Here is a 22,561-nt window from a genome sequence, read left to right on the forward strand (position 1 = left end):
GAATAAAACATCATGGCCCAAAGTTCCAAGATCAGTTTCTCCATGCATGGGGTTGGTGTTTCCGCCGGGATTGCCATTGGCAATGCCCGAATTGTGACCAATGCCCTGGTCGAGGTGGCGCATTATCAGGTTCCGAGAAAAGCAGTAGCGGAAGAAATCCTGCGTTTTGAGAGTGCAGTGCAACACGTGTGCCTTGATCTGGAGGCAATTCGTGAGCAATTGCCCGCCAATGCACCCGCTGAATTGGCGGCGTTCATCAACACGCACCTCATGCTTCTAGCGGATAAGCAATTATCAGAGGTTCCCAAGGCTATCATTGAGCAGGAACAATGCAATGCCGAATGGGCCTTGAAGCAGCAGATGAATGAGCTGGTGGCCCAGTTTGAGCTGATCGAGGATGAATACCTGCGTGAACGCAAGCAGGATGTGGTGCAGGTCGTCGAGCGGGTGATCAAGGTGTTGCTGGGACACCCGAGTGGGGCCATCCGTACTGACGAAAGTGCAATGATCCTGGTGGCCTATGATATTTCTCCGGCAGATGCCATTCAGTTCAAGCATCACCAGTTTGCCGCTTTTATCACGGATGTGGGCGGCGCTACATCACATACAGCCATCCTGGCGCGTAGTCTGAGCATTCCGTCCATTGTTGCATTGCATCGCGCGCGCGACCTGATACGCGATGGCGAACTGATCATTGTTGATGGCAATGATGGGATTGTCATTGTCAATCCGGATAAGGATACGCTGGCAGAATACCGCCTGCGGCAGGAACAATGGGAGCTGGAGCAACAGAAGCTCAAGCGCCTGAAACAGACCAGGGCCGTGACTCTGGATGGTCATGAGATTGAGCTGCATGCCAATATCGAGGTGCCCGCGGATGTTGCCAAGGCCAAGTCTGTTGGTGCAACGGGAGTAGGATTGTATCGCACAGAATTTCTCTTCATGAACCGACGTGAAATGCCGGATGAAGACGAGCAATTCACGGCCTACCGCACTGTCGCTGAAACCATGAAAGGCATGCCGGTTACGATCAGGACGCTGGACCTTGGCGCGGACAAACACGTGAATCCGGATACTGTCAGGGTGTGTACCAATCCGGCACTGGGTCTGCGTGCCATACGACTATGCCTGGCTGAGCCTCATATATTCCATATCCAGTTGCGAGCTATCTTGCGTGCCTCGCATTATGGCCGGATCAAGATTCTGATTCCCATGCTTTCTTCGCTGCTGGAGCTGCGCCAGACAGTGACATTGCTGGAGCGTGCCAAGGAAAGCCTGCGTGTGGAAAATATTCCCTTTGATGAGGCCATCAAGCTGGGTGGCATGATCGAGATTCCGGCAGCTGCAATCAATGCAGAGGCATTCGCGCGTGAGCTGGATTTTCTTTCCATCGGTACCAATGATCTGATTCAATATTCACTGGCAATTGACCGCACGGATGATACGGTTTCCTATTTGTATAAACCCTCACACCCGGCAGTGCTGAAACTGATCGAAATGACCATCAAGGCTGCCAATAAACTGGAGAAGCCGGTTTCTGTCTGTGGCGAGATGGCAGGAGATATCCGTTTTACCCGGTTGCTGCTGAGCATGGGCCTGCGCCAGTTTTCCATGCATCCGGCACAGGTGCTTACCATCAAGCGCCAGGTGTTGCAGACCGAATTGCAGGCCGTGCTGCCGCTGGCACGCAAGATCATGAATACTTATGAAATCGACAAGATAGACCCCTTGCTCGATAAACTTAATCAATAGCCGGACTTCAAACAGATTATTAGGTAATAATCAGGTTTCAACAGCAAACCAGGGCTGGTATGTTCCGGCTGACCAACATAAAGGGATTCCATCATGAGCGACCTTATTACTGTGCCAAATGCGGATGAAAAGAATATTGCTGTGCTTACCCACCTTGGCGGAACGCTGTTCAGCGTGTTTCCTGCCCTGATCGTCTGGATGTTGAAAAAAGATAACAGTCCGTTTGTCGGTGAACATGCCAGGGAAGCGTTGAATTTCCAGATCACGCTCTTGATAGGTTATGTCATCAGCTCCATATTGATGTATATCCTCATCGGTTTCATGCTGGCCGGCATCCTCTGGGTTGCCAATATTGTTTTTTGCATATTGGCCGCCATCGCTGCCAGCAACGGCGAGGAATATCGTTACCCATTTACATTGCGATTGATTAGTTAAGGATTTCACGTGAGTATTACCAACAACCCCTTGCTGGACTTTTCCGGCCTGCCCCAGTTCGACCAGGTCAAGGCCGAACATGTTACTCCTGCCGTGGATCATTTGCTGGAAGAGGGCAAGGCGCTGGTGGAAGTGTTGGTAGCAGCCTCCGCGCTACCTACCTGGGAAAATTTCGTGCGCCCGATGGAGGATTTTGAGGAGCAGATTTCCCGTGCCTGGTCACAGGTCGGCCACCTCAATGCCGTGGTCAATAGCCCGGAACTGCGCGAAGCCTATAACGAGAACCTGCCCAAGCTGACGGCCTTCTACGCTGATTTCTCGCAGGACGAGCGGCTGTACGCCAAATTCCGTGCCTTACGCGCCAGCGCGGATTACGACAAGCTCAACACCGCCCAGCGCAAGATTGTCGATAACGAGTTGCGTGATTTCCGCCTCGGTGGAGCGGAATTGCCGGAAGATAAAAAAGCACGTTTCAAGGCGATCCAGGAAGAGCTTTCCACCCAGGCGGCCAGGTTCGAGGAAAACCTGCTCGATACCACTAACGATTATGCCTTGTTCGTCGAGGATGAAGCCCAGTTGCAAGGCATCCCGGAAGATGCCTTGCAGGCCGCCGCCGAAGCCGCCAAGGCTGATGAGAAGGCAGGCTGGAAATTCACCCTGCATTTCCCTTCCTATATGCCGGTGCTGCAATACGGCGACAACCGCGAACTGCGCGAAACGCTGTACCGTGCCTACGCCACCCGTGCCTCTGAATTCGGCAAGTCCGAGTGGGACAATACCGAGATCATCCGTAACATCCTCACCTTGCGCCACGAAGCGGCAGTCCTGCTCGGCTATAAGAATTACGCCGAAACCTCGTTGGCCACCAAGATGGCGGAAACCCCGGACCAGGTGGAAGAGTTTCTCAACAACCTCGCGCAACGCGCCAAGCCCTTTGCCGAACGCGATATTGTAGAACTCAGGCAATATGCCGCAGAGAAGCTGGGCATGACAGAATTGCTGGCTTGGGACATTGCTTACGTTTCGGAAAAGCTGCGTGAGGACAAATACGCCTTCTCCGACCAGGAAGTGAAGCAATATTTCCCTGAGCAACAAGTGCTGCAAGGCTTGTTCAAGGTCACCGAGACCATCTTCGGCCTGCAGGTACGCAAGAAGGAAGCGCCGGTCTGGCACAAGGACGTTAGCTTCTATGAAATCACTACCCCGTCGGGTGAGCCGGTCGGCCAGTTCTACCTCGACCTCTACGCGCGCAATAACAAGCGCGGTGGCGCCTGGATGGATGAAGCCATCACCCGTCGCCGGAAAAACCACGGCGTCGAAATCCCTGTGGCCTACCTCACCTGCAACTTTTCTGCACCAGTAGGCGGCAAGCCTGCGCTGTTCACGCATGACGAAGTCATCACCATGTTCCACGAATTCGGCCACGGCCTGCACCACATGCTGACCCGCGTTGAGGATTATGGTGTGTCCGGTATTAAGGGCGTGGAATGGGATGCCGTGGAACTGCCCAGCCAGTTCATGGAAAACTTCTGCTGGGAATGGGATGTGCTGCGCCATATGACCAGGCACGTCGATACTGGCGAACATCTGCCGAAAGAACTCTTCGACAAAATGGTTGCCGCCAAGAACTTCCAGGCCGGCATGCAGACCGTGCGCCAGATCGAGTTTTCCCTGTTCGACATGCGCCTGCATTCCGATTTCAGCGAGTATGACACCGGCACCGCGCTCAAGCTCATCGAAGCCATCCGCGACGAAGTCGCCGTGGTACGCCCACCCGAGTGGAACCGCTTCCCCAACAACTTCTCGCACATCTTTGCGGGCGGTTATGCGGCGGGCTACTATAGCTACAAATGGGCGGAAGTGCTTTCTGCCGATGCCTACAGCATGTTCGAGGAAAACGGCGTGCTTTCCGCGGAAACAGGGAAGCGCTTCTGGAAAGAGATATTGGCCCAAGGTGGTTCTCGTCCTGCGCTGGAATCCTTCATCGCGTTCCGCGGCAGAGAGCCGAGCATTGATGCCTTGTTAAGGCATAACGGCATGACGGCTTGAGATGATGAGGCGCAATATCTGGAATATTGCGCCTTGACTGCCAGCGTTGGCTTTTTCAGGTCAATCTTGTCTCAGCCCTGAAGGGCGCGCATGTTTACGGCATGATAGTGGTTGCGCAGATGCGAATCCCTATTCTGCCTTAGTCCTTGTTTTGTAATTGGAAGGCGACGCGAGTGAGGTTGCTCATTAGGTCGTCTTTCACGTCTGTTGGCAAACCGACACGATCAATGGCAACCAGCATGCATTCCAGCCATGAGTCACGTGCTGCGGCGTCAATTTCCACATGGACATGCATATCGCGCACGTTGGAGTGCCGGTATTTTTCTATATACAACTGCGGCCCACCGAGAAATCCCGACAGGAAGTTGAATTGTTCGATGCGTGAATGCGCGACACCATGGCCTTTCAGGTGCAGTAGGTGAAGCATGCGTCCCTGGGGTTCGAATTCAATGATGTCGTAGAACGTCTCGATCAGCTTGCGTAGCCCTGTTTCACCTCCAACCCGGTTGTAAAGCGAACCCGTTTTCTGTACAGGGTAGCTCGGGTGTGTCATTGCACTAGGATGGTTAACGCTGGAACTGGAAGGGTTCATTGCTATCTCCTGCTAGTGGTTTAAAGGCATATTGCAGGATGGTAGGTCAAAAATTTTCCCAGCATTAACAAGAATCAGCATCAGCAAGTAAGCTACTGACGCGATCCGGTGCACATCATTGTGCTATTACAGGATTTTGTAGCAGTTTCCCGGAGATATGCGTTAAGCTCTGCCCCTTCATTGATTCCATCCAGGCATACCATGGCGCTCAAATCCACTGTATTCAAGGCTACTCTGCAGATTGCGGATATGGAGCGGCATTATTATCAGGATCATGTGCTGACATTGGCGCGTCATCCGTCGGAAACAGATGAGCGGATGATGGTGCGTTTATTGGCTTTCGCGTTACATGCGCATGAGTTGCTGGCCTTCGGGCAAGGCATGACGGATGACGAAGAAGCCGATATCTGGCGCAAGGATCTTACCGGTAGCATCGAGCAGTGGATTGATGTCGGGTTGCCGGATGAAAAACTGGTGCGCAAGGCATCTAACCGGGCGGATGAAATGGTGGTGTATGCCTATGGTGGCCGCACAGCGGAAATGTGGTTCGAACAGAACAGCTCCGCATTTGCACGCCTGAAGAATTTGAGCGTCTATAACCTGCCACAGGAACAGACCCGGGATCTTGCGGTGCTGGCACAGCGTACCATGCAATTGCAGTGCACCATCCAGGATGGCCAGCTATGGATGAGTGACGCTGAGCGCAGTGTTGAAATTGTCCGTGAAAAATGGAAGTGATGCGGGCAACAACCTGATGAAATATTGTTGCCGCGCTCTCCCGATATAATGGATCCAGCCTGCTGCCAATGAAACAGTCGGGTCATGTTTTAGCAAAGTTTCCTTGCTCTGCATCCGCCAGAATGGACAGAAGATCCGTGCCTTTGAGTGCCAGCGCATAGCCGAGGACACCGCTGCCGATAATAACGGTTTCGTAATGCTGCACGCTGTTATCCACCATGATTTTGAGACCATCTGGGAGCGCGATGGGAGGGACGGCTCCGACAACATAACCCGTGGCTTCCGGCACTTCATCATATTCCGCCATACGTAGTTTTCGTTCATTGAGGTGGCTACGTAGGGTTGCCCAGTCGGCGCGGCCTCCACCGGCAACCGCCAGCAGGATGAATTGCTCCGATCCGGTGCGGAATAGTACGCTGCGTACCACGGAATGTGGATCCAGGCCTTGTTGTTGCAGTAGCTCCTCTAGGTTGCGAATAGGTTTTTTGTCTTCGCTGAGCGGGATTTCAATGATGCTGAACGGAATATCCCGGGCGTTGAGTAAGTCAGTGACGGGGGAGGCGAGTGTCATGAGGTTTTCCTTTCGTGCATAGCGTAAGTATGACAGGATGACAGCCATCGTTATTTTTTGAAAGATCCCTGGAGGCGTTGACGGTGATGGAGCCGGACGCATAGGTAATGAGTGAGCAGTATGGTGACAGGTTCGACTGAAAAAACAGCATTGCACCCACGTAACAGGCACAGGGGACGTTACGATTTTGCTTTATTGGTGCAGGTGTATTCTCCCTTGGGCAGGTTTGTGCGGAGGAACGCACATGAAGATGCCTCGATTGATTTTTCTGATCCCGCTGCGGTGAGGGCCTTGAACCAGGCGTTGCTCAAGCAGTATTACGCCATTGATGACTGGGATATTCCTGCCCGTTTTCTTTGTCCGCCTATTCCTGGACGCGCTGACTATATTCATTACCTGGCCGATTTGTTGACGCCGCATCATGCCGGGAACGTGCCAGAAGGTGCTGGAGTGCGCGTGCTGGATATCGGTGTGGGAGCCAATCTGATTTATCCCCTGCTCGGACAGCGCGAATATGGCTGGCATTTTGTTGGTGCAGATGTCAGTACGCAGGCGCTGGAGAATGCGCAGCAGATTATCAAGGCCAATGGATTGGACGCTGCAATCACCTTGCGCCAGCAAAAGGATGCAGCTGCAATTTTCCGCCATGTGGTACATGATGCAGACCGCTTTGACCTGACCATGTGCAATCCGCCATTCCATGCTTCGCAGGAAGATGCGGAGGCTGGAACCCGCCGGAAATGGCATGGGCTGGCACGAGGCCGACAAGCGGCATCGAAAGCGTTGTCGGACAAGGGTAAGTTAAATTTTGGCGGTCAGGCTGCTGAGCTGTATTGCGAAGGTGGCGAAGTTGCCTTCATCAGCCGGATGGTGGAGGAAAGCCAGGCAATCAGCGGGCAATGTTTATGGTTCACCTCGCTGGTTTCGCGCGAGGCCAGCCTGCCAGCAGTATATCGAGCCTTGAAAAGAGTACCTGCTGTGCAGGTCAGGACGGTGGAAATGGCGCAGGGCCAGAAAAAGAGCCGGTTTGTCGCCTGGACATTCATGAATGATCGCCAGCAACAGGCATGGTGTAAACGCAGGCCCATGGAGACATATGCCGGGAAATCACCGCTGCAGGAGTGATACACTGCTGTTTCCTGAAACAGAAAAGCTGGATGCATGAAACTCGCTACCTGGAACGTCAACTCCCTTAACGTCCGCCTGCCGCATGTCCTCGACTGGATTGCCGCGGAAAAGCCGGATGTGCTGTGCCTGCAGGAAACCAAGCAGGAAGACAGCAAGTTTCCTTATGCTGCCTTGCAGGAGGCTGGCTATAACGCCGTGCATAGCGGGCAGAAAACCTATAACGGTGTCGCGATTCTCAGCCCGCACGCGATTGAAAACGTCACATTTGGCATTCCAGGGTTGGATGATGAGCAGAAGCGTTTGGTGACTGCGACTATTAATGGTGTAAGAATAGTGTGCGCTTACATTCCAAACGGACAAAGCCTGGATTGCGATAAGTACCAATACAAATTGCGTTGGCTGGAAGCGCTCATTGGCTACTTGCAGCAAGAGTTGCAGCAACATCCTAAGTTGGCGTTGCTCGGTGATTACAATATCGCACCGGAAGACCGGGATGTGCACGATCCTGCTGCCTGGGTAGGGCAGGTGCTGGTGAGCGAGCCTGAACGCAAGGCATTCAATGCATTCACTAGCCTGGGCCTGCATGACAGTTTCCGCTTGTTTGAGCAGGAAGAAGCCAGTTTCAGCTGGTGGGATTACCGCATGGCAGGTTTCCGCCGTAACCTTGGCCTGCGTATTGACCATATCCTGGTCAGTGATGCGCTGAAATCACAATGCCGGCGTTGCTGGATAGACCAGGGGCCGCGCAAGCTGGAGCGGCCTTCTGATCACACGCCGGTTGTGCTTGAGCTGGAGTAAGCCAGGCGAACCGGCGTTGGTTGTATAAAGCAATGTGAATTGATGATGATTGAAAGGTAATAATGTCTGTTGCTATCCCCCAGATTCTGGAAACTATGCTGGCACGTCGTTCAGCCTGGCCGCTTGCTGCCCCAGCGCCAAGTGCAGGAGAGCTGGAAACTATCTTGCAGGCGGCAGCAGTGGCACCTGACCATGCGGGTTTGCGTCCATGGCATTTTAAGGTGGTGCAGGGGGAGGATCGCCAGGCTCTGTTGCAACAGGTATTGCAGCATGCGGATGCGCAGACGGAGCAGGTGCGCGCCCTGCATGGAAAATATGCCCTCAAGCTCACCACTGCGCCCGTGGTTATTGTATTGGCCGCGCGGATAACGCCTCACCCCAAGGCCCCGGAGTTTGAACAGTTACTGGCGGCCGGCGCTGCGGTGATGAATATGCTGAATGCCGCTCATGTGCTGGGATACAGCGGTTTTTGGAGCAGCACACCAGCTCCATTGGATGCCTTGCTGCACCAGGTCATGGCCTTTGATCCGCAAGACAGGATGATAGGGTTGTTGAATCTGGGAACACCGGTCAATCCTGGAAAAAATACCGCGCCGCGCGCGGTGTGGCAGGAATATGCCCAGTTGTGGAAGTCGGCCATGCCCGAGTAAATGTTGTCCGTGACTGCGTGTGGACATGCCTGGTGTCAACGCGTATGGGTTGGCTGCCGTTAATACACCATGGCCTCAGTATGGGAATTGCAATCATGAGTACTCATTCTAATAATGATGATAACAGTACCTTGTTTGATCACAAGGCCCAGTCTCAGTTCGTCTATGTCAAGATCCCGGTCAAGCTGCATGCTAAACCTGATCCATTCCATCAACGTGAGAATGAATTGTCACGGCTGTTGCAGGAGAATCGCATTGGGGATGTCATCGGTTGGGGGCAGTCTTTCAGCGATGCTGACCCGGATGGCGCGCAGTATGTGAGATATCAACGCATCGACATTATCACGACCAACCTGGACCAGGTACGCACCACTCTAAGGCCGGTACTGGAAACATTGCTGGTGCCTGCCGGGACCGAAATCCACTACACGCTGGCAGGCAGGACATTGATGGATATCTATGGCCACAAGCAATGGCAGCTTGAGCAAATTGTGGAGTAATTACTTACAAATAGGCTGCATCCATGTTTTCATGGCAATATGGCGCCATGGAAATTAATCAAGAACAGTGGAATTCCGTCTGCATGGATAGACGGCGCTACGCAGCCGGCTACACCGGGAACTCTTTCAATTCAGATGCCGCAGATAGTGAATACCAGCGTGATCGTGCGCGCATCATTCATTCAGCTTCATTTCGCCGGCTGCAGTCCAAGACCCAGATTTTCAGCATAGGTGACAGTGATTTCTACCGTACGCGCCTGACCCATTCCCTTGAGGTGGCGCAAATCGGATCGGGTATCTGTGAGCAGCTGCGTCAGCGCTATCTGGATAATGCGGAGTATTCTGCATGGATACCTTCCCTCAGCCTGATAGAAGCTGTCTGCCTCGGGCATGACCTCGGTCATCCTCCATTTGGACATGGGGGAGAAGTCGCACTCAACACGGTCATGCATGCGCATGGCGGTTTCGAGGGCAATGGGCAGACCATGCGCATCATAGGCAGGTTGGGGGAATACTCTCCGGAGCACGGCCTGGACCTGACGCGGCGCACAATGCTGGGCTTGCTGAAATACCCTGTGCTGCACCGGGAGGTTGCACATTATGAGCTTGAGGCGGCGGGCACATCATCCAATATTGATTATGCACGACCGCCCAAGTGTCTTCATGACGACGAGGCAGAAATCCTGGACTGGGTACTGGAACCATTCACTGCAGAGGACAGGTCGCGCTTTCGCACGGTAAAAGCCGTTACCGGCCGGCATTCCAAGGCATTATTCAAGGGGTTTGATACCTCCATCATGGAACTGGCAGATGATATTGCCTATGGGGTACACGACCTTGAAGATGCGCTGGCACTGGAATTGATTACTGAGCGGCAGTGGAAAAGCCTGGTCATGGCCCAGGTTGAGGCCATGCCGGACAGTCCCCTGTGCCGGGAAGCAGATTTTTATCACAACAAACTCTTCTCCGGCAGTGACCGGGATCGTAAACATGCAATCAGCAAGCTCGTGCATTATCTGGTCAGCAATATCCGGATTAGCGAGCAACCGGAATTTGCGGCACCATTGCTGCGTCTGCAGGCAGAAATGCAGCATGAAGCGCGGCAATTGCTGGACATACTCAAGAAATTTGTTCTGGAAGAAGTGATTCGCCGGCCACAGGTGCAAGCTCTGGAGTTCAAGGGGCAGCAAATGGTAGTACGCCTGTTCGCCACTTTGCGGGAAAACCCGCAGCGCTTGCTACCTTCCGCCTATCTCAATCAGCTACACGCTAGTCCACAGCCGCAACGCGTGATCTGCGATTATCTTGCCAGCATGACGGATGTGTATGCGACACGCTTGTATCACCGCTTATTCAGTCCGGACATTGGTTCGGTATTCGACAGGCTTTGAAGGAGTCAGGGATGAAGGTCAGCATTGCCTGGGTGTTATTTGTCTTGCTCGTCGCATGCAGCCATGCGGAAACCTGGCATTATGACTGTGATAGCGGGGGCAAGGCGCAGGTCACTTATGACGGGGAGCAGGCCGTGCTGCAATACCAGGGGGCAACTCATCACATGCAACGGGTGATCTCTGCCAGCGGTGCACGTTATCGTGATGAGGCGCTGGAGTGGTGGACGAAAGGCAGTGAGGCGACCTTGTTCGCAGATGATCAAGGCCAGGCAGGAGAAGTGCGGGATCAGTGTCATGCGGTGCGTTGATCCTGGTTTTGTGAGTGCTGATGTGGTTGAGAATGATATACGAGCGCTATGTTAGAATCGCGGCATGACTACGCTTAAACTGAAACCCGGTGCTGCAGCTGCTGCCAATCCGGAGAAGGCCCCGTTGCGCCGGGCAGACCCTGCCAAACGTTCCCGCACATCTGTACCAGCGCATCTGGCACAGAAGCCTCAGATGGAGAATCGTACAACCAAGGATGAGGTAGAGGCACGTGCAACCGGCAAGGCTGCGAGGCCGTCACGCGAAAGGCCCGTTGCCTCTGGCCGGGATACGCAGAGGACAGGAGGCAAGTTTGCGGACAGGGATACGCCCCGTCGTGGCGGCAAGTTGCGTGATGGATTTGAGCCAGGCGATTTCAACCAGGACAGAAATACCAACCCCAGGTTTACGCCCAAACCGGTTGCCAGTCAGCCGGAACTGCCGCGACTTTCCAAGCGTATGGCCGAACTGGGTTTATGCTCACGCCGAGAAGCAGATGAGTTCATTGCTAATGGCTGGGTGACAGTCAACGGCCAGGTGGTGGATGTTCTTGGCACGCGGGTGTCTCTTGATGCTGATATCAAGGTGAGCAAGGAAGCGCAGAAGCACCAGACAGAAATCGTGACTATCTTGCTGCATAAGCCAGTGGGTTATGTGTCGGGGCAGGCCGAGGATGGATATCAACCTGCTGTGGTGCTGGTGCACCCAGATAACCAGTGGGGCGAAGACCCCAGCCAGACAATATTCAAGCGGGGACATCTGCGTGGCCTGGCACCGGCCGGGCGTCTGGATATCGATTCCACAGGTTTGCTGGTATTGACCCAGGATGGTCGCGTGGCGCGTCAGTTGATCGGGGAAGATTCGACAACAGAAAAAGAATATCTGGTAAGGGTTACCGGCACGCTCAGTGATGATGGATTGAAGAAACTCAACCATGGGCTGAGCCTGGATGGGGTCAAGCTCAAGCCTGCCAAGGTTTCATGGCAGAATGAGGATCAGTTGCGCTTTGTATTGCGTGAAGGGCGCAAACGCCAGATTCGTCGCATGTGTGAATTGGTTGGCCTGACGGTAGTTGGCCTCAAGCGCGTGCGTATCGGCAGTGTGACGCTGGGCAAGTTGCCAGTGGGAACCTGGCGCTATTTGCGTCAAGGAGAGCGTTTCTAGGGTGTGTATGTTGCCATGTTTGCGCATTGCAATCATGGCAACTGCATGAATACAAGAATAAATTGAAGGAGGTTGATGATGGGATTGTTTGACAGTATTGCAGGTTCAGTCATAGGAAAAATCGCGGGAAATAGTGATAACCCGATGCTGCAGGCCGGACTGGAGCTCATGAACAAATGTGGCGGCCCTCAGGGCATCTTGGAAAAATTGCGGGAAAGCGGACTGGGTGCGGAAGTGGAGTCGTGGCTGGGTTCCGGAAGCAATCTGCCATTGTCTTTGTCTCAGGTCTTGCAAGTGTTTGGCTCTGCGCTTCTCCAACCTCTGGCAGCGAAGCTCTCGCTTTCTCCTGAAGACCTTGCTGCTAAGCTGGCGGAGTATTTGCCACAAGCTATTGATAAACTGAGTCCTGAAGGCGAGTTGCCATCCAGCCAGGCCGAGTTGATGGCACGTGCCTTTTCCCTGCTCAAGGAGTAGTTATCTTCCCTGCCGGGAAGCTGTCATTCCGGAGCACCTTACATCTGGCGGGTGATTGCCGTCTTCATCAATATCCAAGATTGCACAGGCATGGATTTTTTATTGTTACTCAAAGCGTTGCTGCTCGGTATTGTGGAAGGTGCCACGGAATTTCTTCCCATCAGCAGCACGGGACACCTGATCATCATTGGCGATTTACTCAACTTTAATGATGAAAAAGGTAAGGTATTTGAGATCGTCATTCAGCTGGGAGCGATTCTTGCCGTATGCTGGGAATACCGTGCACGCCTGACCTCAGTGGCAAGCACTCTGCACACGGCAACATCGCAGCGTTTTATCCTCAACTTGTTTATTGCCTTCCTGCCGGCAGCGGTGCTGGGTTTGTTGTTGCACGGGTTCATCAAGGCCCACCTGTTCTCCTCTGTTACCGTGGCTTGTGCGCTGATTATTGGTGGCCTGGTGATCCTGCTGGTAGAGCACTTCTATGCTCCTCATAAAACGTCAGACGTTAGGAAAACAGCCAGTCTCAATGAGATTAGCCCATGGCAGGCGTTGAAAGTCGGGTGCGCGCAGTCCTTGGCCATCATGCCCGGAGTGTCACGTTCTGGAGCTACCATACTCGGTGGCATGATATTCGGGCTGGATCGCAAGACGGCGACTGAGTTTTCATTTTTTCTGGCAATCCCGGTGATGTTGGCAGCGACGTTTTATGATGTCTACAAGAATTTCGGCTTGTTTGTGCTGGAGGATCTGGGCATGTTTGCTGTCGGGTTCATCACGGCGTTTCTTGCCGCACTGGTTGCGATCAAGACCCTGATCCGTTATGTTGCCAATCATGATTTCAAGGGATTTGCATACTATCGCATTGTGCTTGGTATCATCGTACTGGTGTACTACTGGTAATGGCAGTAGACGTAATGGTCCGACTGCTGACGCTACACTTTCCGGCATGGCGCCCAATCAAAAAAACAGGATAGATGAATGAATAAGATACTCAAATATTCCTTGTTCGGCCTAAGCGGTATCATTCTTGTGCTGATCATTATCGTGGCGATATTTGCCGCGACGTTCAACCCGAATGATTACAAGCCCATGATCGTGCAGCTGGTCAAGGATAAAAAGCAGCGCACCTTGAATATTGATGGCGATATCAAGCTGGCTTTCTGGCCCAAACTGGGTGCGGACCTGGGCAGAATTTCCCTGTCTGAGCACAATAATGACAAGGAATTTGCGGCCGTTGATGGGCTCAAGGTATCTGTAGCCTTATTGCCCTTATTGAAAAAAGAGCTGGTGGTGGATGCCGTGTATGTTGATGGCGCACGCGCCAATATTGTGCGGCATGCGGATGGCAGTACCAATTTTGATGATCTGTTGAGCGAGGATAAGGAAGAGTCATCGCAGGAAATTGTATTTGATATTTCCAGCATCAATGTCAGCAACTCTGCCGTCAGCTTTACGGATGAAGCCGCCAATAGTACTTATGCAATCAAGCAGTTCAATCTCAAGACCGGCCGGGTGGCACTTGGCACGCCATTTGACCTGGAAAGTAATTTCGCAGTCAGTGCGACGGCTCCCAAGGTGGAAGCAGCAGTCAGGCTGCAAGGTAACTTTATGGCCGACCTGGATGCCGGTCATTTTGCGGTCAGCAAACTGGATGCAGCAGTGCAGGGGCAGTTGGCAGACCTGCAGGATGCCGATGTCCGGCTCAGTGGTGATGTCGATGCCAGGCCGGAAACAATGGAATTTCTGGTGGATAGCCTCAAACTGGCGATGAGTGGCAAGCTTAATGATGCCAAATTGACTGCGGATATAGTGGCTCCCAAATTGACCGTGAAAAACGATGAGGTATCGGGAGATAAGGCAGAGCTGGCTTTCAGCCAGGAGAAAGCAGGTGCGGATATCAAGGCCCAACTGGTGCTGGCTGATGTCAAAGGATCGCCAAGAGAAATTGAGAGCAGCGGTGTCAGTGGCCAGTTCAGCCTGAAACAGCAGGACAGGAGTGTGGAGAGCAAGTTTTCTTCTCCTTTCAAGGGCAACCTGGAAGCATTGATATTCGAATTGCCCAAGTTGGCTGGCAAGATTGATATCAAGGATAAAGCCCTGCCCAAAGGCGCAGCGCAGGGTGAGTTCACTTTCAAACTGTTTGCCGATGCCAAGCAGGAGAAGGTCAACAGTGATTTCAACCTGGATGTTGAAGACACTAAACTCAAGGGAGATGTTGCGGTCGCAGGGTTCGGCAAGCCGGATATTCGCTTCAATCTCAGCGGAGATAAGCTGGACCTGAACAAATTACTGGGCAGCAACACAGCCCAGAGCAAACCGGCAGAGAAGGCAGCGGCCAAACCTGCAACCGATTCCGGTGCGCAGGATTTGTCGGCATTGAAGGACTTGTTACTGCAGGGTAATATCAATATCGGCAGTATTATCTATGACAAGTTCCGGCTGACGGGACTGGCTCTGGGGATCAAGGCGGATGGCAAGACGCTGAATGTCAGCCCATTCAATGTCAAGCTGGATGAAACCAGCGTCAAGGGCAAGTTTGGTATCAGCCGCTTCGAAAAGCCGATTTATCATTTTGATGTCGACATCGACAAACTTGATGCTGATCGCTACATCACGGATTCCGAGGCGAAGTCACAGCCTGCGGCAACGCCTGCCAGCAAACCTGCAGATGATGCTCCCATTGACCTGAGCGCGTTGCGCCAGTTGAATGCAGACGGTGAGTTGCGTATCGGCGCGCTCAAGGTGGCCAATGTCAAAAGTACTAACGTGCGTATTAAGTTAAAAGCGGACTCGGGGGTGGCCGAACTTTCCCCTTTTTCCGCGAACCTTTATGAGGGCTCCATGAATGGCGCCCTGAAGGTTGACGCCCGTACCACGCCGAATATTGCCATCAAGCAGGATATGAAGGGTATTGCCATCGGGCCTTTACTGACGGATGCCATCAACAATGACATGCTGAATGGCAAGGGCAGCTTGAACCTGGATATCACTACCAGCGGCAATACCGTGAATACCCTGAAAAAAGGGTTGAACGGCAAGGCTGCACTCAATCTCAAGGATGGTGCGGTCAAGGGTATCGATATTGCCGGTACCTTGCGTGGTGCCAAGGACAAGCTTAATGCGCTCAAAGGCAGTACCAGTGTGGCAGGGGACAAGACTAAGCAGACAGATTTCAGCGAAATGTCTGCCAGCTTCAATATCAAGAACGGCGTGGCGCACAATGATGACCTGGATATGAAGGCGCCATTGTTCCGTATCACCGGTAAAGGCGATATCGATATTGCCAATGAATCTCTTGATTATCTCGCGCAGCCTACCGTTGTCGCCTCGCTCAAGGGTCAGGGCGGTGCTGACTTGCAGGAACTCAACGGCCTGACTGTTCCTATCAAGTTGAGTGGCACTTTCAGCAAGCCTGCATACGCGATTGATTTTGCCGGCCTGGCTGCAGCAGTTGCCAAGAATAAATTGCTGGAAGGTGCAGGCGGAGCGAAAGGAGAGGCGGTGAAGAATCTGCTGGAAGGTAACCGCGAAGATGCCGTCAAATCCCTGCTAAACAAATCCAGTGATAAAAAGGCAACAGAAGGTGAAGCTCCGGCAGCTACCTCGAAAGACAAGGCCAAGCAGAAATTGCAGAATCTGCTCGGGCGTTAAATGGAACCCAAGCCGTTTGCTCCTATCGCCGAGCGGTTGATCGCCTGGCAGAAACAGCATGGTCGACATGACCTGCCCTGGCAGAATACAACAGATCCTTATGCCATCTGGGTATCCGAGATCATGTTGCAGCAGACCCAGGTGGCCGCAGTAATCACTTACTATCTCAAATTCATGCAACGTTTTCCCGATATTGCCAGCCTGGCGTCAGCGAGCCAGGAGGATGTGTTGCAATACTGGAGCGGGCTTGGATATTACTCACGGGCACGTAATTTACACAAGGCTGCACAAATCATCATGCAGCAACATGGTGGTAATTTTCCGCAGGATTTCGAGGCGATACAGGCATTGCCTGGCATAGGCCGTTCCACGGCGGCAGCGATTTCATCCTTTGCCTTTGGGTTGTCGCAACCTATCCTGGACGGCAACGTCAAACGCGTGTTTGCCCGGTATTTCCTGATTGAGGATTGGCCCGGCTTGCCTCGTGTGGAAAAAACCCTGTGGCAACTGGCTGAGGCCATGCAGCCGGAGAGTGAAATGGGCGTGTATGCTCAGGGGCTGATGGATATGGGCGCTACCTTGTGCACGCGTACCCGTCCACGCTGTGATATTTGTCCATTACAGGAGGATTGCGGTGCCTGGGCAGCAAATAGGGTGAAAGAGCTGCCTGCATCCAAGCCCCGCAAGGCGGTACCGGAAAGAACGGTGCAAATGCTGGTGCTGTGCCATGCAGACAAGGTGTTGCTGGAGAAACGGCCTGAGAGTGGTATCTGGGGTGGTTTGTGGAGTCTGCCTGAGCTGGGACTGGAGCAGGATGGTGCGGCATGGGCCATGCAGGCATTGAGTATGCCGTCCAGTGGGGCGGAGCCATTGGTACAGCTGACGCATGTATTTACTCACTTCAGGTTGCATATCTCCGCACAGCGCTTAACCGTACCAGTCTTACCGTTGCAAGCGCAGGAGCCGAGATGGCAGTGGATGTCGCTGGATGAGGCTATCCATGCTGCCTTGCCGGTGCCGGTACGCAAGATATTGCAGGTGCTGGCAAAGCAGCACCACGTTGTATCCAACGCGCATCAAGGGCAGTTGGCCTTGATATAGCAAGTCAGCTTGTTCTGGCTGGCGCCAGGCGCGCTTGACGCTTGCGTAGCCAGATGATGATGCCTGTCAGGCTGAGCATGGCGACTACTGCGCCCATGAGTGAGATCAGGATACGTCCAGGGATCCCCAGGATGCGGCCTGAATGTAGCGGGAACTGGGCTTGCATGAAGATATCACCAGCACTGCCTGTACCAGGAATGGATGTGCCCACAGATCTGCCATCTTGACCGTCAAAATACAGCCAGGGATTGCCCAGGCCTCCGTCGCCATGATCATTGCCGGGTTCAAAGAAACCGACCCCATATAATCCGAAGGAAGGTGAATAGAATACAGCGCCTGCCTGAGCATGCCAGCCATGCTTTGTTGCCTCGACGCGAGCAATGTCTAGCACCTGTTCACGGCTGATGCCAGGGATTAATGGCTGGTCCTCAGGTTGTGGTATGCGTGAAGCAAACGGACTGGGTGTCAGGGTGGAAAAAGTTTCCACGATGGGACGCATTACCTGGAAATTGAGATTCATGGATACGGATGTCACTGCCAGGAGCAATAGCAGTAACCAGACCCACACGCCCCCGGAACGATGCAGGTCGAAGTTCAGTTTGTACCCTCCCTGCTGCCAGCGGAATATAAAAGACTTTTTCCATGATTTGCGATTGGGAAAGGAAAGCCAGAGGGCAATGAAATTATCGACAACCCAGATCATGGCAATGATACCCATGAATAACACACCCAGCTCCAGGCCCCAGGCGTCGGGAATATGCATGCTGTAGTGCAGCTTGTAAAGAAAGGGTAGCAGGTTCTCACGGCTGAGAGACACAGCCCCCCATTCGCGCTGGCCCTGTATCTCGCCACTCACCGGGTTCAGTGCCACCTGGTTGAAATCCAGCTCATATGCCTTGCCAGATTTTTCATCCAGTCTGGCGGCGACGCCGGCATTCAGGGTGTGTCCTGATTCAATATGCAATGGTAGATAAGTCACCATCAGCTGCGGATATTGCTGCTCCAGCTGGTTGGCAAGCGCCAATGGTGTTTGGGTATTGCCAGTGCCGGCTGCATGGAATAGTTGCGGGTTCAACCATTCATCCAGCTCATGATCCCACGAAATGACGGCACCAGTCAGTCCGGCGATGAAGAGGAAAGTAGCCATCAACAGGCCAAACCAGCGATGGGTGAGAACCAGGTATTTGCGCATTGGAAATCAAATAATATTGTGAGGGTAGAGAAAGTAAGTGATATTTTATATAATAAGGAGAATGATTTGCATTTGAAATATTCGGGTGTAATAGTTTTGCGCGTGATATTTTGATCGAAACTCTACTTGGCTGCGCTGGCATCATCCTACCTGACTATCAGGTATGCAACCAGTTAACTCCCTTTATAGCCTGGGGCAGGTCGGCATTTGTCCGGGGTTATTGAGTCAACATAGGAATACCATGAATTTCTTGAATTCTCGTTTATATGGTTGGTTGTTATGTTTGATGGCTCTTCAGGCCCATGCGGCGGAAGAGATATTGGACGAAGTCCAGGTCAACAGCCAACTGGAAAAAGAAACACCTACAAGTGTGGTTCGCGGCTATACCGCAAAGCGAAGCGCGACTGCGACCAAAACGGACAGCAGTATCCTGGAAACTCCTCAATCCATTTCTGTGATTACGGCAGACCAGATTGAAGAACAGCGCGCGCAATCAATACAGGAAGTCTTGCGCTATAGTGCCGGGGTTGTCTCTGACCAGTATGGGCTGGATTCGCGGTCGGACTCCTATGCTATCCGCGGCATGGATGCCACGCAGTACCTGAATGGCTTGCGTCAGATCAACACTTTTTATTCCGAGACCATACGCCCAGACCCCTATGCCATGGAGCGTATCGAAGTGTTGCGGGGACCTTCTTCCATGCTGTATGGTGCGGGCGGTGTCGGAGGTGTGGTCAACCTGGTATCCAAGCGCCCACAAACGGAAACCAAACGCGAGATGAGCATTCTTCTGGGCAACTACCAGCGCAAGCAATTACAGGCTGATTTCACCGGGCCGGTCGCAGATACCGATAATTTATTCTATCGTTTGGTACTGCTGGGGCGTGACAGTGAAAGCCAGGTCAAATATGCGGGTGATGAACGTACCCTGATTGCGCCCTCGCTAACCTGGAAACCGAGTGAACGCACCAGTGTCACCCTGTTAGCCCAATACCAGCGCAATGATGGCCGCCCTACGCCACAATTCCTGCCTTGGTCGGGTGTGCTGAGGCCTAATCCGAACGGTAAGATCCCCTTTGATACTTATCTTGGTGATCCTGGCTTCGACCGCTATGTCTCGGAATCGATTCATCTGGGATGGTCGCTGGAGCATGCATTCAATGATCACCTGAAACTCAGGCAGAACGCTCGTTACACCAGCAGCACGAATGATTATCGCAGCCTCTATCCTGACAGTTTCAGTGCCAACCCTTATATTGATATCAACCAGCGGGTGTTGAACCGTTATGTGGATGTGTCAAAGACGAATTCCAAGACCGTGAATCTTGATAACCATCTGGAAGCAAGTTTCAAGACTGGAGATTTCTCACATACGCTTTTGCTAGGGCTGGATTATGGACGTTTCCGCCAGGCCAAGATAGCGGGATACGATGATGGCACCAATAACCCGATTGATGTTTATGATCCAGTCTATGCTCCCGTAGATACTTCTGGTGTGATGTGGTCTTCATCATTCTCGCGCCTCCTGCAAACTGGCATATACCTGCAGGATCAGGTGCGCTATAAACAATGGGTGCTGACAGCAGGCGTACGCCGTGATGAGGCCAAGAACGAGGTTCAGGGCATGGAGACCCAGCGGGATTATGCAACTACTGAGCGCTATGGTCTGACCTATGTGGCAGAGAATGGCTGGGCGCCTTATATCAGTTATGCAGAATCCTTTTTGCCTGTTGCCGGAACAGACAGGCTGGGTGGTATGTTCAAACCACAACGTGGCAAGCAATGGGAGTTAGGCGTGAAATATGAACCACCTGGTTCACGCACACGCTTTACTGTCGCGGTATTCGATATCCGGGATCAGAATCGGCAAACGCCGGATCCGGTTAACCCCAATTATTCAATACAAAGGGGAGAGGTTCATTCAAGAGGTGTTGAATTGGAAGCGACCAGCTCTCTGACCAGCCATCTGAACCTGATCGCAAGTTATAGCTATCTGGATGCGCGTTACAGCAAGACCAATAATCCAGCCGAAAGCGGTAACCAGGTTGAAACCATTCCCAAGCATCTGGCTTCTGCATGGGCAGTGCAGCAGTTTTCCCTGGGGGATGTGCAAGGGTTCCGCGCTGGGCTTGGGGTGCGTTATATTGGCAGTTCGCAGGATACTTACGAGCAGATCAAGGCCCCTGATGTGACATTGGTTGATGCAATGCTGGGACTGGATCATGGATCGTGGCGTTATACCCTCAATGCCAGCAATCTGTTCGATAAAGAGTATGTCTCCACTTGTATTTCCCGCGGCGATTGCTGGTTGGGTCCAAGAAGGCAGGTCATTGCGAGTGCCACATACTATTGGTAAGCATCTGCTGCTCTCTATGAATCTGACATTGTGTAATCAGTGAAATAAAAAGCCCGCTGATGCGGGCTTTTTATTTCTAGATCTATGGGCTAGTTTAGATGTCGCCCCAGCTTTCTTCCCACATGCAGTGCTTGATCTTGTGACGGTTGGCGATGAGCTCGTCAATGGATGGCTCATCGTTCAGCGCGCGTTTGATCGCCAGCTTGGTGGCTTCATAGTTGTTCTTGTACATGTCAGCCTTGTCCAGCTTGCCTTCCTTGGCCAGCGGGCCACAGCCTGGATCGATCCAGACCAGGGAGATGATGGCCAGGTCATTGACCTGATCCTTGGGGATGATGCCCTCAATGACACAGTCCAGAATCGCATCAGCAGTCGCAGCCTGTACTACGCCACCGAACAGTTCGATGTTGATGGAGTCTTTCAGGGTTACCTTTGGCACCATCATGGTCGCTGGACGTACCAATTGGTTGATGTCACGCACGGCGAACATGGCGGAGTGCCCCTTGCTCTGTGCCATCATGTTGGCAAATGCCTGGCCAACCGGGCCATCAACAGCACCGATCAGAATCTCCGGCATGGCAGCGGTTACATCCTTGCCTTCACTGAAAATCGTGGCTTCACCAGCCTTGAAAATGATTTTTGACATCAAAATATCCTTTGAACATATGGTAAACGAACAACCCCTGAGTCTACCCAAGCAGCCTGGCCCGGTCAAACCTTAAGCATGCATGGATATGCAGGAGCAAGAGTTTGTGACAGTGCTAGGAGTGGGAGATGCTGTGATGCAGTTTCGACACCAGGATGGAAGCTGGACTGCAATCAGTTTGTGCAGCTATTTCCACCATGCCGGTCGGGCTGGTGACATTGATCTCCGTGAGGTAGTCGCCAATGACATCCAGGCCCACCAGAAACAACCCTTTTTGCTTGAGGACAGGCCCCACGATGCTTGCAATCTCAACATCACGCGCTGTGAGTGGCTGTGCCACACCCTTGCCACCTGCAGCCAGGTTGCCGCGTGTTTCCCCATGTTGTGGAATTCGGGCCAGGGCATAAGGCAGGGGCTCTCCATCAATGATGATGATGCGTTTGTCACCATGCACAATGGCAGGAAGATAGCGTTGTGCCATGATGGTCTGTTGGCCATGGCTGGTGACGGTTTCCAGGATGACGCCTAGATTCGGGTCATCATGCCTGAGGCGGAATACGCCACTGCCGCCCATGCCGTCCAGGGGTTTGACTACAATATCCCGGTGTTCGGCCAGGAAAGCGCGTATCAGTGATTGCTCACTACTGACCAGGAAAGTGGGTGCAAACTGGGGAAAATTGAGTACTGCCAGTTTTTCGTTCCAGTCGCGGATGGCAGCCGGGTTATTGTAAATGCGCGCACCTTGCCTGGCAGCTTGTTCCAGCAGGTAAGTGCTGTACAGGTACTCGTTATCGAAAGGCGGGTCCTTGCGCATCAGAATGGCGTCGAAAGCATGAGGCGCCGCCTCGAATGCATCGCCCAGCGTGTACCACGATGTGTTGCCATTGCTGAATTGGAAGGATTGCACTTTCAGCCTGGCTTCATGATGGCGCAGGAACAGGTCGTGCTGGCCTGCCACAAACAACTCGTCTCCTCGGGCTGCTGCCTCGCGCATGATGGCAAGGCTGGTGTCCTTATAGGGCTTGAGGCTGTCCAGAGGGTCAATGATGAAGACAATGCGCATG

Annotated in this window: 21 protein-coding genes; 16 read left to right on the plus strand and 5 right to left on the minus strand. The window is 52.9% G+C overall.

What is annotated here, in order from left to right; translation table 11 throughout:
- Nucleotides 1–12: 12 nt before the first annotated feature.
- The 3 genes from ptsP (at nt 13) to CHB59_RS00430 (ending at nt 4,236) form a co-directional block, all read left to right on the plus strand.
- Entirely contained in the window at nt 13–1,752 is a 1,740-nt protein-coding gene (ptsP, locus tag CHB59_RS00420) for a phosphoenolpyruvate--protein phosphotransferase (protein WP_089374260.1), read from the plus strand.
- A gap of 93 nt (nt 1,753–1,845) precedes the next feature.
- The gene (locus tag CHB59_RS00425; RefSeq protein WP_089374261.1) at nt 1,846–2,187 is read left to right on the plus strand and encodes a DUF4870 domain-containing protein; all 342 of its coding nucleotides are present in this window, start codon (nt 1,846–1,848) and stop codon (nt 2,185–2,187) included.
- A 9-nt stretch (nt 2,188–2,196) separates the two neighbouring features.
- Nucleotides 2,197–4,236, plus strand: coding sequence for a M3 family metallopeptidase (locus CHB59_RS00430; protein WP_245834983.1), 2,040 nt, complete (start codon nt 2,197–2,199; stop codon nt 4,234–4,236).
- Between the two features lie 139 nt (nt 4,237–4,375).
- Here the strand turns inward: CHB59_RS00430 and CHB59_RS00435 are convergent, their stop codons facing one another.
- Nucleotides 4,376–4,828 (minus strand): group II truncated hemoglobin, encoded by a 453-nt coding sequence (locus CHB59_RS00435; RefSeq protein WP_245834984.1) that lies wholly within the window; start codon nt 4,826–4,828, stop codon nt 4,376–4,378.
- 201 nt (nt 4,829–5,029) lie between these two features.
- Between CHB59_RS00435 and CHB59_RS00440 the strand changes: the two genes are divergently transcribed.
- Complete coding sequence (locus CHB59_RS00440; protein ID WP_089374262.1) at nt 5,030–5,566, plus strand: YaeQ family protein; 537 nt, start codon at nt 5,030–5,032, stop codon at nt 5,564–5,566.
- 82 nt (nt 5,567–5,648) lie between these two features.
- On the opposite strand, the gene CHB59_RS00445 is transcribed toward CHB59_RS00440, so the two are convergent.
- A complete protein-coding gene (locus tag CHB59_RS00445) occupies nt 5,649–6,137 on the minus strand; it encodes an aminoacyl-tRNA deacylase (RefSeq protein ID WP_089374588.1) in 489 nt (162 codons plus the stop codon).
- 120 nt (nt 6,138–6,257) lie between these two features.
- Between CHB59_RS00445 and rlmF the strand changes: the two genes are divergently transcribed.
- The 11 genes from rlmF to mutY all read left to right on the plus strand — a co-directional run bounded on the left by rlmF (nt 6,258) and on the right by mutY (nt 17,303).
- Nucleotides 6,258–7,262 (plus strand): 23S rRNA (adenine(1618)-N(6))-methyltransferase RlmF, encoded by a 1,005-nt coding sequence (gene rlmF, locus CHB59_RS00450; protein WP_089374263.1) that lies wholly within the window; start codon nt 6,258–6,260, stop codon nt 7,260–7,262.
- Nucleotides 7,263–7,298: 36 nt separating this feature from the next.
- Nucleotides 7,299–8,063: an exodeoxyribonuclease III gene (xth, locus tag CHB59_RS00455; RefSeq protein ID WP_089374264.1), complete on the plus strand. Its 765-nt coding sequence runs from the start codon at nt 7,299–7,301 to the stop codon at nt 8,061–8,063.
- A gap of 62 nt (nt 8,064–8,125) precedes the next feature.
- Nucleotides 8,126–8,713 carry a nitroreductase family protein gene (locus CHB59_RS00460; RefSeq protein WP_089374265.1) on the plus strand — a complete coding sequence of 196 codons (588 nt, stop codon included), beginning with the start codon at nt 8,126–8,128 and terminating at the stop codon, nt 8,711–8,713.
- A gap of 95 nt (nt 8,714–8,808) precedes the next feature.
- On the plus strand, nt 8,809–9,213 hold the full coding sequence (locus CHB59_RS00465; RefSeq protein ID WP_143738673.1) for a hypothetical protein: 405 nt from the start codon (nt 8,809–8,811) through the stop codon (nt 9,211–9,213).
- 47 nt (nt 9,214–9,260) lie between these two features.
- Entirely contained in the window at nt 9,261–10,604 is a 1,344-nt protein-coding gene (locus tag CHB59_RS00470; RefSeq protein WP_179212021.1) for an anti-phage deoxyguanosine triphosphatase, read from the plus strand.
- Nucleotides 10,605–10,615: 11 nt separating this feature from the next.
- Nucleotides 10,616–10,912, plus strand: a complete 297-nt coding sequence (locus tag CHB59_RS00475) for an MliC family protein (protein WP_089374267.1) — start codon at nt 10,616–10,618, stop codon at nt 10,910–10,912.
- A 64-nt stretch (nt 10,913–10,976) separates the two neighbouring features.
- Nucleotides 10,977–12,074 (plus strand): pseudouridine synthase, encoded by a 1,098-nt coding sequence (locus tag CHB59_RS00480; RefSeq protein WP_089374268.1) that lies wholly within the window; start codon nt 10,977–10,979, stop codon nt 12,072–12,074.
- A 75-nt stretch (nt 12,075–12,149) separates the two neighbouring features.
- Nucleotides 12,150–12,548, plus strand: coding sequence for a YidB family protein (locus CHB59_RS00485; protein WP_143738674.1), 399 nt, complete (start codon nt 12,150–12,152; stop codon nt 12,546–12,548).
- Nucleotides 12,549–12,638: 90 nt separating this feature from the next.
- Nucleotides 12,639–13,451, plus strand: coding sequence for an undecaprenyl-diphosphate phosphatase (locus CHB59_RS00490; RefSeq protein ID WP_089374590.1), 813 nt, complete (start codon nt 12,639–12,641; stop codon nt 13,449–13,451).
- A gap of 78 nt (nt 13,452–13,529) precedes the next feature.
- Nucleotides 13,530–16,202 (plus strand): AsmA family protein, encoded by a 2,673-nt coding sequence (locus CHB59_RS00495; RefSeq protein WP_089374270.1) that lies wholly within the window; start codon nt 13,530–13,532, stop codon nt 16,200–16,202.
- Entirely contained in the window at nt 16,203–17,303 is a 1,101-nt protein-coding gene (gene mutY, locus CHB59_RS00500) for an A/G-specific adenine glycosylase (RefSeq protein ID WP_089374271.1), read from the plus strand. It abuts the gene before it with no gap.
- Nucleotides 17,304–17,307: 4 nt separating this feature from the next.
- Here the strand turns inward: mutY and CHB59_RS00505 are convergent, their stop codons facing one another.
- The gene (locus CHB59_RS00505; protein ID WP_089374272.1) at nt 17,308–18,495 is read right to left on the minus strand and encodes a PepSY-associated TM helix domain-containing protein; all 1,188 of its coding nucleotides are present in this window, start codon (nt 18,493–18,495) and stop codon (nt 17,308–17,310) included.
- Between the two features lie 286 nt (nt 18,496–18,781).
- On the opposite strand from CHB59_RS00505, the gene CHB59_RS00510 reads away from it, so the two are divergent.
- On the plus strand, nt 18,782–20,851 hold the full coding sequence (locus CHB59_RS00510) for a TonB-dependent siderophore receptor (RefSeq protein ID WP_245834985.1): 2,070 nt from the start codon (nt 18,782–18,784) through the stop codon (nt 20,849–20,851).
- A 94-nt stretch (nt 20,852–20,945) separates the two neighbouring features.
- Here CHB59_RS00510 and fae read toward each other — a convergent pair whose 3' ends face one another.
- Entirely contained in the window at nt 20,946–21,497 is a 552-nt protein-coding gene (gene fae / locus CHB59_RS00515; protein ID WP_089374274.1) for a formaldehyde-activating enzyme, read from the minus strand.
- A 115-nt stretch (nt 21,498–21,612) separates the two neighbouring features.
- Nucleotides 21,613–22,560, minus strand: coding sequence for a glutathione synthase (gene gshB / locus CHB59_RS00520; protein ID WP_089374275.1), 948 nt, complete (start codon nt 22,558–22,560; stop codon nt 21,613–21,615).
- Nucleotide 22,561: the final 1 nt, after the last annotated feature.

The organism is Methylobacillus rhizosphaerae, from assembly GCF_900187985.1.
GTDB lineage: Bacteria > Pseudomonadota > Gammaproteobacteria > Burkholderiales > Methylophilaceae > Methylobacillus > Methylobacillus rhizosphaerae.

Bases quoted from the DNA above. Each gene is read 5' to 3' on its own strand.
- CHB59_RS00425 (WP_089374261.1), top strand. From the start codon at position 1,846: ATGAGCGACCTTATTACTGTGCCAAATGCGGATGAAAAGAATATTGCT.
- CHB59_RS00475 (WP_089374267.1), top strand. From the start codon at position 10,616: ATGAAGGTCAGCATTGCCTGGGTGTTATTTGTCTTGCTCGTCGCATGC.
- CHB59_RS00440 (WP_089374262.1), top strand. From the start codon at position 5,030: ATGGCGCTCAAATCCACTGTATTCAAGGCTACTCTGCAGATTGCGGAT.
- CHB59_RS00510 (WP_245834985.1), top strand. From the start codon at position 18,782: ATGGCTCTTCAGGCCCATGCGGCGGAAGAGATATTGGACGAAGTCCAG.
- CHB59_RS00480 (WP_089374268.1), top strand. From the start codon at position 10,977: ATGACTACGCTTAAACTGAAACCCGGTGCTGCAGCTGCTGCCAATCCG.
- CHB59_RS00445 (WP_089374588.1), bottom strand. From the start codon at position 6,137: ATGACACTCGCCTCCCCCGTCACTGACTTACTCAACGCCCGGGATATT.
- CHB59_RS00435 (WP_245834984.1), bottom strand. From the start codon at position 4,828: ATGAACCCTTCCAGTTCCAGCGTTAACCATCCTAGTGCAATGACACAC.
- CHB59_RS00490 (WP_089374590.1), top strand. From the start codon at position 12,639: ATGGATTTTTTATTGTTACTCAAAGCGTTGCTGCTCGGTATTGTGGAA.
- CHB59_RS00485 (WP_143738674.1), top strand. From the start codon at position 12,150: ATGATGGGATTGTTTGACAGTATTGCAGGTTCAGTCATAGGAAAAATC.
- CHB59_RS00460 (WP_089374265.1), top strand. From the start codon at position 8,126: ATGTCTGTTGCTATCCCCCAGATTCTGGAAACTATGCTGGCACGTCGT.
- xth (WP_089374264.1), top strand. From the start codon at position 7,299: ATGAAACTCGCTACCTGGAACGTCAACTCCCTTAACGTCCGCCTGCCG.
- rlmF (WP_089374263.1), top strand. From the start codon at position 6,258: ATGGTGACAGGTTCGACTGAAAAAACAGCATTGCACCCACGTAACAGG.
- gshB (WP_089374275.1), bottom strand. From the start codon at position 22,560: ATGCGCATTGTCTTCATCATTGACCCTCTGGACAGCCTCAAGCCCTAT.
- mutY (WP_089374271.1), top strand. From the start codon at position 16,203: ATGGAACCCAAGCCGTTTGCTCCTATCGCCGAGCGGTTGATCGCCTGG.
- fae (WP_089374274.1), bottom strand. From the start codon at position 21,497: ATGTCAAAAATCATTTTCAAGGCTGGTGAAGCCACGATTTTCAGTGAA.
- CHB59_RS00470 (WP_179212021.1), top strand. From the start codon at position 9,261: ATGGAAATTAATCAAGAACAGTGGAATTCCGTCTGCATGGATAGACGG.
- CHB59_RS00465 (WP_143738673.1), top strand. From the start codon at position 8,809: ATGAGTACTCATTCTAATAATGATGATAACAGTACCTTGTTTGATCAC.
- CHB59_RS00505 (WP_089374272.1), bottom strand. From the start codon at position 18,495: ATGCGCAAATACCTGGTTCTCACCCATCGCTGGTTTGGCCTGTTGATG.
- CHB59_RS00495 (WP_089374270.1), top strand. From the start codon at position 13,530: ATGAATAAGATACTCAAATATTCCTTGTTCGGCCTAAGCGGTATCATT.
- ptsP (WP_089374260.1), top strand. From the start codon at position 13: ATGGCCCAAAGTTCCAAGATCAGTTTCTCCATGCATGGGGTTGGTGTT.